At 45.9% G+C, this 12,363-nt stretch carries 7 protein-coding genes; 3 read left to right on the top strand and 4 right to left on the bottom strand.

Annotated features, from left to right (window positions below):
* Positions 1-346, top strand: a 346-nt coding sequence (locus QT987_RS25605) for a transposase (protein WP_333245910.1), incomplete at its 5' end; no start/stop codon positions are given.
* Positions 347-670: 324 nt separating this feature from the next.
* Here the strand turns inward: QT987_RS25605 and QT987_RS25600 are convergent.
* Positions 671-6,172, bottom strand: coding sequence for an AAA family ATPase (locus QT987_RS25600; protein WP_333245908.1), 5,502 nt, complete (start codon positions 6,170-6,172; stop codon positions 671-673).
* 408 nt (positions 6,173-6,580) lie between these two features.
* On the opposite strand from QT987_RS25600, the gene QT987_RS25595 reads away from it, so the two are divergent.
* Complete coding sequence (locus QT987_RS25595) at positions 6,581-6,907, top strand: hypothetical protein (protein WP_333245906.1); 327 nt, start codon at positions 6,581-6,583, stop codon at positions 6,905-6,907.
* A gap of 161 nt (positions 6,908-7,068) precedes the next feature.
* Complete coding sequence (locus tag QT987_RS25590; RefSeq protein ID WP_445299731.1) at positions 7,069-8,334, top strand: FAD/NAD(P)-binding protein; 1,266 nt, start codon at positions 7,069-7,071, stop codon at positions 8,332-8,334.
* Between the two features lie 218 nt (positions 8,335-8,552).
* On the opposite strand, the gene QT987_RS25585 is transcribed toward QT987_RS25590, so the two are convergent.
* From QT987_RS25585 to QT987_RS25575, 3 genes are all read right to left on the bottom strand, one after another.
* Entirely contained in the window at positions 8,553-10,031 is a 1,479-nt protein-coding gene (locus tag QT987_RS25585) for an NAD(P)/FAD-dependent oxidoreductase (protein ID WP_333245905.1), read from the bottom strand.
* Positions 10,032-10,343: 312 nt separating this feature from the next.
* On the bottom strand, positions 10,344-11,591 hold the full coding sequence (locus QT987_RS25580; RefSeq protein WP_333245904.1) for an aminotransferase class I/II-fold pyridoxal phosphate-dependent enzyme: 1,248 nt from the start codon (positions 11,589-11,591) through the stop codon (positions 10,344-10,346).
* Positions 11,592-11,606: 15 nt separating this feature from the next.
* Complete coding sequence (locus QT987_RS25575; protein WP_006634837.1) at positions 11,607-11,897, bottom strand: HU family DNA-binding protein; 291 nt, start codon at positions 11,895-11,897, stop codon at positions 11,607-11,609.
* Positions 11,898-12,363 lie beyond the last annotated feature (466 nt).

Below are 12,363 nucleotides of genomic sequence, written 5' to 3'. Positions count from 1 at the left end.
TCAGTCAGCTAAGAGTGGTTTGAATAAATCCATGCTTGATGCTGCTCACGGGCAATTCGCCAACGTTCTGAAATATGTCGCCTGGAAACTAGGTAAAAGTGTTTTATTTGTTGATCCAAAGGGAACTTCCCAGCACTGTTGGAACTGCCTCAATAAAGTCCCGAAAGAATTATCGGAACGGTGGCATTCTTGCCAGTGTGGGGAATCTTTAGATCGAGACGAAAATTCAGCTAAACTCGTCAGAAAGATTGGTCTGAGTTATGAAAGTGGCGGGGGAACTCCGTCACTCAAAAAAGCCTTTGAAAAAAAGGAAAAAGAAGCCTGCGGTCTAACTGTACCCAGTTGACCGTCAGGTTAGTTCACCTCCACAATCTGAGTAGCATGATAGCTGCTTTCATTTCGGCAAGGTAGAGGCTTAAAATCTCAAGGGAACTCTTGACTCAAAACGGGCACAAAAAAAGGGGAGAGTGTTGGTAAAGCGGGCGGTTGGAAACCGCTGTCTCAATCACGAATAAGGTGCGGGCTGATGATGGGAAAATTAGCCTCGATTCTTTGTTTTCCAAGTCCGTAGTCGCCAGTTTCTAGCACGACAACCCCTAGCCTGTTGCTCGTTCCCCGTGCCCAGTTTCCTGTTTATTCTAACAACGTGGCTTGTCATTTCGATGGTCTGCTAATTGCCCTCAAGCCTTACTACAAAAGGCTCACACGGAATAGAAATCACAAACTCCGAACCCTGGTCTAAAGAAGAATTCACCACTAATGTACCTCCATGTTTTTCCACCACAATTTGGTGGGCGATCGACAATCCTAATCCGGTTCCTTGACCCACAGGCTTGGTTGTAAATAAGTGGTTAAAGATGTTTTCCTTGACTTCGGGCGACATCCCCACTCCATTATCCTTAATCCGAATCACAACCTGATTGTTGTCTTCGCTCAGAGCAGTTTGAACCGTGATTTGATTAGGTAGGGCTTTAATTTCACTAAAACAGCGCCCCTTATTTGACTCCTCCAGAGCGTCAATGGCATTAGCCAGCACATTCATAAATACCTGGTTTAACTGTCCAGGAAAGCATTTCACTAGGGGCAAGTTACCATACTCTTTCACAATTTCAATGGCAGGGCGGAACTCGCTGGCTTTTAAACGGTGCTTGAGAATTAGCAGAGTGCTTTCAAGTCCATCGTGAATATTGAAAGCAACTGGTCGATCGCTATCTGCTCTGGAAAACGTTCTCAAACTCGTACTGATATTGCGGATGCGCTCGACTCCCTCCTTCATTGAACCAATCAATTTGGGCAAATCTTCTCGCAAATACTCCAAGTCCATATCTTCAATTTCTGCTTCAATTTCTCCTCCCGGATTAGGAAATTTTTCTTGATACAAATCAATCAAATTGAATAAATCCCCCACATATTCTATAGCCGGTTGCAAATTTCCCGCGATAAAGCCTACGGGATTGTTAATTTCGTGGGCTACCCCTGCGACTAAATTTCCCAGAGCCGACATTTTCTCACCCTGTACCAATTGCAACTGCATCTGTTTGAGATCGTGGATAGACTGTTCTAGTTTTTGGGCATATTCCTGGGATTGTTGATACAGTCTGGCGTTTTGTAAGGAAATTGCTGCTTGGGAGCACAGGATGTTGAGGATGGCGACGCGATCGCCCGTGAATACCCCAGTCGCTAAATTATTTTCCAAATACAAAATCCCCATCATTTTCCCTCGCTCGCTGATCGGAGTGCAAAGCACGCTCTGAGGTTGGTGGTGGACTATGTAGGGGTCAGATGCAAATCTTGGTTGATTGCTAGCATCATCAAAAATCAGGGTTTCTTTTGTACGTTTGACGTAGTTGATCAGGGTGAGAGGAATTACTTCGCTCTCCTCAACCGGCATTGATTGCAGAAGGCAGTCTTGGCGGTTGGTGCAGTGGACGTTTATCCTCCAGTTTCCCTCTTCATTCAAAATTAATGCTCCGGTTTGTGCTCCGGCATTCTTTACCACCACTTGCATGAGGGTAGTGAGCAATTGATCGAGTTTAATTTCGCTCGATAGAGCTTGAGAAGCTTTGATTACTGTCGGCAAATCTACTAAGCCCCAACTGCTGGTGCTACCGATAATTGTTCTATTCGTGTTAGATAGGGATGATTCACTATGGGTCGATGTGTGAATTGTTTCGCTCGGATTCTGGCGAGTTCGCTCCTGTTGCAGGATCACAGCAAGCAATTGGGGATAACGCTGTTCTAAATGGTCAATCTTTACTTTTGCTCCCCAACGAGCGTAAGCATAGTAAGCATCAATTAAATAAGGTTTTGCCAGTTTTTCTTTACCCCATTCTAAATAGAATTTAGCAGCGAGTTCGTGAGCTAGAGCTTCCTCGTTGAGGTATTCGTTTTCTTTGGCGAGGGCGATCGCCTTGTCGTACATCTCAAGCGCTTCTATTTTTTGGTTTAAAACCCGATGCCGTTCTGCCTCTACTAGATAGAATTTATGCAGATGATTCATGGGGGCATGATGCGCCCATTTCTGGATTTTTTCTTGATTAGCTTGTACTCTGTCAAGAACTTCCTGTTGCTCAGACTCTGGAGTGTCAGAATACACCGCCAACCTCACTAGAGAATCGTAGAAATAGAAGATGGCAACAGTTATCTGCCCTGAAGCTGCGCTCAAATAACTTTCTATTTCAGCGATATTTTTAAAGGCTGCCGAGTAATTTTCAAACAGATAAGAAAGCACAAGTTTGTGCAAGTATAAGTAATGAATTCCCAGGTAGTTATTGGTTCGATGATACAGTTGCAACATTGTCTCTTCGTCGTAGGCTTCTCCCTTTAAATGGCATGGGTCTTGCGCTCTTCCTATCAAGTTCAAAACGGCTTGCCAACAAATTTTTAGATAAGAAAGTGCTGCTTCCTGGTGAATTTTACTAACGGCATCTGCGTAGCTTGCTATCTCTCGTTCGAGTTGCGTTAGTTGCTTGCCAATAAAATACGAATAATAACTGTATTCATAGATAGCATAGCCAGCAAATTCTAACTCTCCAGTTTCCAGCCCACAAAAATAATCTGACAGCAAAGGTTCTAAGGTGTTTCTGAGGTGTTCTTTCCAGGGTTGAATACCAGAATGCACCATTGCGGATGTCTTCGCTTGGATTTCTTTGGCATTTAATTTTGACACTAGACGTACAGCAAGTTCACCTAATTGATAGCCCCGCTCAATATCTCCCATGCCACAGAGAAGAAAACTATATATGGCAAAAGCATAGGGAGACAAAGAAGCATTGCCATATTGGACAGATAAATTGACCTGTTTGCAAACTACCAAAGGCACCAGTGGTGGCAGCGCTATGTAGGCAGGAGAAAATAGGCTTGAGAGAATCGTTATAGTTGCTAGTTGTTGAGGATCTGTCATCAGAGGAAGATCAATTAAGTCCTCAGTTCCCTTTCCGCTCAAAATTGACGCGGTTTCTCCTAGTGCCTGTCCAATATCAGAGAAATTTGGCTCGGAGGGAAACTCTACCCCCAACTGCTTTAAGACTGGCAACCCTGTATTCAGGGCTTCCTGTAGCTTATTTTGCGCCATATAAGCTTCTATCTGTACTTCATATACCTTCACTTTGTCCAGTAGCATTTTGGCGCAGCTTTCCACGAGTGATGCTAATGTCTCCATCCGGTCAAAGTCACCGCTTAGATACGCCGCTTCTGCTGCTTCGGTATGCAGCGCTAATGTTAGTTCGTATTGATTCTCCCAACTATTTACTGCCAGTAATTCTGTGCCAATATTTAAATATTCAACCGCCGCAGAATAGGCAGTAGCAGCTTTAGCTTTCTTTCCGGCAACCAGATTTAACCGTGCTAATTGCTCCCTATCTAGCTCGTGGGTAATTAGATTTACTCCCACATTCAAGTGGTTGACAATATCAAACATTCTTTCTTCTCGATCGGCTTCGGGCGTATTCTTTAACAGCAGTTGACCGATTTTTAAGTGAGTAGAGCGCTTGTGGTTTTCAGGAATGAGGGAATAGGCTGCTTGTTGGACGCGATCGTGGAAAAATTTGTATTTAACTAATTGGTCATTGTTAACTGGCAATTGCTCGGATTCTTCTCCAGTGATTGATTTTGATAAACTGTTACCACATTCTTGATAAAATTTATAAACATCGCTAACTGGTAAAATTAACCCTTCTTGCAATGCTTTCCACAAAGCTGTTGCTGTTTCTGTTGGTGAATTCTCATCAACAATTGCTAATGTAGCCAAATCGAACTGATTGCCAATACAAGCAGCTAACTTTAAAACTTCCTGTGTCCGGGCTGGCAATTTTCGCAACTGAAGTGCCATGAATTCTAGCACATCATTCGTTAGAGCCAAGGTTCGGACTCTAGCAATATCGCACTGCCAATACCGAGCTTCAAAATTAAATTCAATTATCCCATCTTCATGCAAAGATTTGAGGAATTGTGTGCTAAAAAATGGGTTGCCTTGGGTTTTCTGATAAACGAGTTCTGTCAAAGGCTGAGCCAACGCTGTAGAACAAGCTAAGGTATCGGCAATCAGACAATTCAAATGGAAGTGCTCAAGCGGATCTAGAGTAATGGTGTTTACCGTAGCTCCGGTTGTTTGAATGTCGGCTAATGTCACCATCAAAGGGTGTGCAGGAAAAACTTCGTTATCTCGATACGCTCCAATTAAAAAGAGATAGCGCCGATCGCGATCGCTCGTCAGGAGTTGAATCAACTTCAATGAGGCTGAGTCTACCCATTGCAAGTCGTCTAAGAAAATAACGAGGGGATGTTCTTTAGTGGTGAAGATAGAGATGAAGTTCTCGAATAACCGATTGAAGCGATTTTGGGCAGCACTGGCGACGAGTTCTGGTGCCGGGGGTGGCGAGCCAATAATCCGCTCTAGTTCGGGAATTACCTCAACGATTACCTGAGCATTTTCGCCCAATGCTGCCAGGATTTGAGTCTTCCACTCCTCAACTTTAGCATCGCTTTCCGAGAGCAATTGTCCCATTAAATCGCGAAAAGCTTGTACAAAAGCTGAGAAGGGCTGGCTGCGCGCAAATTGGTCGAATTTGCCTTTGATGAAGTAGCCACGCTGTCTCACAATTGGTTTGTGAACTTCGTTGACAACAGCGGTTTTACCAATGCCGGAGAAACCGGCAACGAGCATCATTTCGGTGCTGCCGGCACTCACGCGCTCGAAGGCCGATAGCAGGGAGAATACTTCGGTTTCTCTACCGTATAATTTTTCTGGGATGATGAAGCGATCGCACAAATCTCGCTCCCCTATTTTAAAGTTAGTTAGCCTCCCTGTTTCTTTCCACTGAAATAAACAAGTTTCCAAGTCAAACTTGAGTCCTAGGGCGCTTTGATAGCGAGCTTCAGCATTCTTTGCCATCAGTTTGCCGACAATCTCAGACAGCACCAATGGAATGCTGTGGTTTACACTTGAGGCTGGGAGGGGCTGGTTGGCGAGGTGGCAGTGTACCAAATCCATTGCGTCATCCCCTTGGAAGGGTAACTTTCCTGTTAGTAATTCGTAGAATGTGACTCCCAGCGAGTAAAAATCTGTGCGGTAATCAATGCCTCGGTTCATTCGCCCAGTTTGTTCGGGAGATATGTAAGGTAAGGTGCCTTCGAGCACGTTGGGATTTTGAATTTCTTGGGTTTCGCGAGGCAGTAGGGAAGCGATGCTGAAGTCAATCAGCTTGACTTGTTTGCTGGTGGGGTTAATCAGAATGTTGGCAGGTTTGAGGTCTTTATGGATGACGTGGTGGCGATAAAGTCCGTCGAGGGAGTTGGCAATTTGAATCGCAATAGGCAGAAACTCGCTAACGGGCAAGCCTTCTAGGGGTTCGTTGCTCTCGGATGCTAGACGAGCGAGGTAGCTACATAAGGAAATTCCCCCAAAGTCTTCCATCACCAGAGCATAGTGGTTATGGTATGTCTCCAGGCTGTATGCCTTAACACTGCCAGGGATCTCTAAGTTTTTAGCAATGACGTATTGGTTGCGGAAGTGAACCAGTTCGTTGAAGCGGGGAAAGTCATTTCGCAGCAGCTTGATCACTACGGGCTGCTGATCAGAAGACCGACAGCCGCGATAAACTAGAGTTCGATTGCCTGCGTATATTTGCTCGTTAATGTGATACCCTAGAACAAGATTTTTTATGCTAGCCATATCTACGTATTCCTACTGCTTCTGTGAAGTCTGAAGCTTCTTATAGTTACTATCTATTATTGTCCCTCTATCTGCAGTGCTATTCATTAATTACATTTTTCTTAACATATTTTGAACAAGCATTACTGAAAGAGGGATTTTAAAAACCCGACTTAATATTTTATGTAAGAGCTGTTGATACTTCAGTTGAGACTAAGTAGAAAATGACTTAGCTAAGGCTTATTGAACGATCGCAGTTCATGGAAGAGGAACTTAAGACGCTAATCAGGTACTTAAGAGTATTTTTGAAACCGCTACTTGAAGGAGATCCGCTTCAAGCATCTAATATCTAGTTTAGATCATAGTTTAATCTCATGAGTAGAATGCGGCAGGGCCTGGATTTAAAGCCGGAAGCAGAGAAAATCGAGTTTGTTCGCCAGATTGCGGATCAGTTGGGATTCGCCCGATCGCAAGCTGAATTATGTGCCCAGATGCCACAACAAGTTGCCTCCTCTGAGAAGTGAATCAGGCATTAAATGCCAAAGTTCAGAAGCGGACAATGAAACTAGCCTCAGTCAATCAGGCACTGCAATCAGAGATGAGGGTTCGTTAGCGATCGAAAGCGGGCTTTGGCAATTGAGACAGCGCCACAGGCTGTCGGCTAAGTTTTTTTTACAAGTTTTTTACTTATATCGTTACGCCAACGGACGATCGCCCGGAAACTTTCCGATCGCGGTTTTCATTTCGGTGAGCTAAAAAACCCGGTTTCTGAGCGTCGTAGTGCGTCCCTGTCGGGGCAGAAACCTCTCATCAAGAGGGTTTCTGAGCTTTTGCGTATCATCCTGTCTCTTTTTGCGGAACAGAAATCCTGCTGGTTCTGGAAAGACGTAAACTTGAGGCTTGATCGACCTATAATAATGAGAATTGTTATCATTCGCAAATTAGCAATTCTCATGCAAGCGAACTCAGAAGCCACGCCGCCCCAAATTGATTTAGCTTTAATCGGCGCTGGGCCCCACGCCCTGACTCTTACTGCACACATATTAAAAAAACGCAAGAGCCTCCGGGATAAACTTTTAGCATTCGATCCGAGCGGCGAATGGCTGACTCAGTGGCGGAGGCAATTTGCAGCTTTAGAAATTGGGCATTTACGATCGCCCGCAGTGCACCACCCCGATCCCAACCCTTACGAATTGCGGAGGTTTGCCGAAAATCGCTCCTCGGAATTGTTTCCCCCCTACGATTTGCCCGGAAGTCGGTTATTTGAGGAATTTTGCGGCGACACAATTAAACGGTGGGAATTGGGCGATCGAGTTATCAAAGCAAAAGTAACCCGCATTCAGCCGAAATCCGGCCGTTTCCACCTGTGGTTTGAAGACGGAAAAAGTGCGATCGCCCGCCGAGTAATCGTCGCCGCCGGCAGTGGAAAACCGCATTTACCAGCGTGGGCAAATCAAATTCAAACACAGCATCCCCCCGAAAGAATTCGCCACTCCCATCAAGTAGATTTGCGAAATTTGCAATTGCACGGAGAACAAATATTAATTGTCGGGGGCGGACTAACCAGCGGACATTTAGCAGTAGGAGCAATTGCCAGAGGAGCAAAAGTCCTGTTAATGACTAGGCGTTATTTCCAAGAAAAACTATTTGATGCCGAACCCGGTTGGTTGGGGCCAAAATACCTCAAAGGATTCGCCGCCGAACCAGATTGCCATTCGCGTTGGGAAACCATTCAACAAGCCCGCAACGGTGGCTCGATGACACCGGAAATTATGACACAGTTGCGGAGGCTCTCCCACAGCGAACAACTGACATTTCACGAACAGTGCGAAGTTGTTGGCGTGCGGTGGGAAAATAACAGATGGACTGTTGATTGCAGCGGTGGGGAGACGTTATTTGTCGATCGAATTTGGCTAGCAACCGGCACCAAACTAGACATTGCAGCCGAACCAATGTTCAAAGAAATGCTAGAAACGCATCCCATTGAAATAGTTAAAGGTTTGCCAGTCTTAGACAAACACCTACGTTGGCCCGGATGCGAATTATTTTTGACTGGTGGTTTAGCCGCGCTGCAAGTGGGGCCAGTTGCCAGAAACCTTTCTGGGGCGAGAATGGCGTGCGATCGCATTGTACCGGCGATCGTCAAATCCAGCATTGCACTCTCGCTAGCAATAATTAGTTAGCAGTCATTAGTTCTCAGTGAGTAGTCATCAGTTATTAGTTAAGTTGTGGTACATTTAAATTACATATTTCGATCGACATGGGAGCAACGGTCAACACCTTGTTATATTATTTATTGACACACAATTTTAGGGCAGAGTGAGTTGATTAGCAAATTACTTTTTAATTGTGCGCTAATCATATAAAATTCAAAAAATCCTACTAAAAACATTGGATTTCTTTACTTATTCCAATACCTGCGCCAGTGAAACAAATTCTCCCATATATTGCGCGAAAAAGTATTGCTACCCAAGCGCTGCGACTCCCAAATAGCAGCAGTTTGACCGTTAATTGCCGAAAAACTCGACCAAATATAAGGAAGTTGGGCGATCGCCTCAACCTTCATCCCGTGACGCACAGCCAAAGCGATCGCGTGAATCAACTCAGCAGCTTGCGGCCCCACAATACTCGCTCCCAAAATATCCCCGTTGCGACGCCCGACAATCTTACAAAAACCAGTTGTATCCCCGGACATTTGAGCTCTTTCAACATTCTTGAAATATTCCCGACAAACAATTAGATCATCTCCAAAACGGCGCCTTGCTTGCGCTTCAGTCAAGCCAACCCTCGCCAACTGCGGGTCAGAAAAAATCGCCCAAGGAATTCCGCGATAATCTATTTGAAACATCGGCAAAAACAAAGCATTTTTCACAGCAACCGCAGCTTCGTAATTAGCGATGTGAGGAAACGGATAACCCCCAGCAACATCGCCGATCGCGTAAATGCGATGATTAGTTGTTTGCAGCTTTTCATTTAAAATCACCCCCCGATAGCTGAATTTAACCTTAGCCGCTTCGAGATTTAACGATGAAAAATTGTGCCCCCTACCTGCAGCCAGAAAAATCTCCTCAGCTTCGATCGCCCTTGGCCCAGCTTGAATCCATTTTTTACCCTCAATCACCCTAGCTTGAGTCACCTCAGTAGCAGTCAGAATCCGCACTCCCTCAGCTTCCATTCCAGCTTGCACCAAACCAGCCGCCTCCCGGTCTTCTTTAGCCAAAATGTGCGAACTTTTGACGACCAAAGTGACAGCAACCCCCAACCGGGCAAAAGTCTGAGCCACTTCTACACCGCTGGGATCGGCGCCGATTACAGCCAAACTTTTAGGCAACTGTGGAAGTTTTGCTAATTCCCCGACAGTTTCCGAAGTAAAAAAGCCGGCAGAGGAAAGTCCTTCAATATTGGGAATCGCCGGCAGAGTTGGACAAGCTAGCAAATAACAGAGCGATCGCAATTTTCGCCCGCCGACAACAAAAGCCAACTCCGGTTTCGCAACAAACTCGCCGTTGCCAAAAATAACATCGACCCCGCGAGCAGCCAAAAGGCCGAGAGAATCAATTTCTGACAAATTAGAAACAACATCATCTGCCCACTTGAGAACCCCCTCAAACCGCAATTTGATCGGCATAGAGGAATTCGCAACTTCCCAGCGCAGGCCCAACTGCTGGCGGCTGATCTGCTGAGCAAAACGAGCAGCCTCCCTCAAAGTTTGGCTGTATCTCAAACCAAGGTCGATCGACTCTTTCCCCCCAGTCGGCGAATCTGGGGAATTACTTAGCGGTTCCACCAAAGCAACGCGAGCCGGGAAATTAGTTGCAGTCAAAGCAGCATAGCGTCCGGCCGGAGTTCCACCAATAATCACTAAATCATAATCAAGCATAAATAAAGAAGTCAGTAGTCAGTAGTCATTAGTTAGTAGTTTAGGAGGATCAGCGCGCGGGGTCAGAAACCCGGTTTCTTCCTAGATACTTCGCTGCAAAACCCAAGATTTTTAGCCATCCTAAATCATTTGTGAATTTCTTACTCCCTCCCCTTGATAAGGGGAGGGTTGGGGTGGGGTCAAAAATTTACGACTCCTGCAAGGATTGCTATATCATAGAAACCGGGTTTCTTGGGGATGTCCGCTCGAACGACCCATAAAATCCGTTTATCAACTGTTATTGGTTGTTAACAGTCAACAGTCAACCGTCAACTAACGAATAACATCCGCAAGTCCAGCAATCAGTCGCAGATTGTCCGCCCTTGAGCGCACAGCCACCCGAAAAAAACGATCGCCCAACTCAGGAAAACTCAAACAATCCCGAATCAAAATCCGGTGTCGTTCCAACAGACTTTTTTGAATAGAAGAAACCGACATAGACGACTCAACCAACAAGAAATTAGCCGCCCCGGCAATTGGTTGCAAACCCGGTAAATTAGCCAAACCCTCAAATAGCTCACAGCGAGCCACCGGCAGCCAATCCCAGGTTTGCCGCTCAAAAGCAGCATCTCGAACCACAGCAGCAGCAGCAGCAGCAGCCAAAGCATTCACAGGCCAAGGATCGCGCTGCTGCTGCCAGCGGCGCAGAATATCGGGATGGGCGAGCGCACAGCCCAAGCGCAGTCCCGGCAGAGAATAGAATTTAGTGAGCGATCGTAAAATCACCAAATTCGGAAACTCCTCAACAGCATCGATCAAAGTTTCCTGCTCAGAAGGCGGTAGAAAGTCCATAAAGGCCTCATCCACCACCACCATACCTAACTGCTTCAAATAAGGCAAAATCGCCTCCCTAGCAAACAGCAAACCCGTAGGATTGTGCGGGTTGTTCAGTAGCAAACCTCGTCGATGATTGGCATCGAGAGCAAGAGGAACCGGGAGACGGAGAGAAGGGGAGACAAGGGAACGGTTAGAAACCGACAAATCATCCGTTACTAACTCGTTTCCTGCCCCAACGTCCAACTCAGATGTGGCATCATTCTCAATTAGTTGTTTAGGAACAGGCATGATGCCTGTTCCACAAAATTCATCTCTTGTGGAATGGGCATCTTGGCCGTTCTTGACAATGGTGCAAGATTTAAGATCCAAAGGGCATTTGAGCACCTGCGCGCCGAAAGCCGAAAGAGCCCGCGAGTAATCGCCAAAAGCCGGAGTCACCAAATAAGTCCCCTCCAGCTTCGACAAATCCCAAGCCGCCCAAGTCAACAATTCCGCCGAACCATTCCCTGGCAAAATCCAATCCCGGTCAACATTCAAAGCCTCCCCCAAAGCAGTCCTGAGATCCCCATAATCCGGGTCTGGGTAAGCCGTCAGACTGCTCAAGTGAGCTTGAATCGCAGCCAGGGCCGACTCAGGAGGGCCCAAAGGACTGATACTCGCAGAAAAATCGACAATAGCAGAGGCAGGGCAGCCTGCCAGTGCGGCTGCCCAAGCTAAATTCCCACCGTGTAAAGGTCTAATCAAGACTCAGTTCGCCAGCTATTCTGCGTTTTTCGGCGGTGCAACTCTGTCCTTAAACAACTTCCCTGCGGAAAATGCAGGAACTCTGGTTGCCGGGATTTCCATCTTGTCTCCAGTTTTGGGATTGCGACCCTCACGGGCCTTGCGTTCCCGCGACTCAAACGAGCCAAAACCGACCAGCGTCACCTTGTCGCCATCGGAGACAGCTTCCATGATTGCTTCCAGGGCCGCACTCAAAACAGCATCTGCCTGTTTTTTCGTCACGCTAGCCTTTTCCGCCACTGCATCAACCAATTCACCTTTGTTCATTGCGAAGTCCTTCTCGATTTGCAAAATTACGTTAAACAGAGTTAGTTCAACTATTAGCTGTGAGTTATCAACTGGATTGAGGTGTGGATTGGGAGGTTTGGGTGGTTCCCGATTGCTCCCGTCCGCTTCCCCGAATCACAACTCCTGCTGAATACCAATTACCCTAGGGTAATTGGTCAGAGAAGGAATTTTTGTTTCTAACTGCTGAAAACCCCACAGCATCTAATTTTCACTGCATTATTCTAAAGTCTTGCCGACCGTTATGGATCGGTGGAACCTTTAATTTATATGGAACTGGCTAATTTTTGTAATTAATCCCAAAATTTAGGTAAAAAAATACCACCTTGGAGACAAGATTTCTCGCCTCGGTGGATTTGCAATCTCAAAAAAATAGAAATAGAAGGAATAAAATGTAATTTGTCAAGGGCTAAAGGAAAAGTTTTTTCCTTCTTCCTTGTTTCTTTCC

This window comes from Microcoleus sp. SVA1B4 (genome assembly GCF_036700545.1).
In the GTDB taxonomy this organism is placed as follows: domain Bacteria; phylum Cyanobacteriota; class Cyanobacteriia; order Cyanobacteriales; family Microcoleaceae; genus Microcoleus.
The sequence above is the reverse complement of the archived record's forward strand: the minus strand, read 5'-3'. Positions and strand labels throughout refer to the sequence as shown.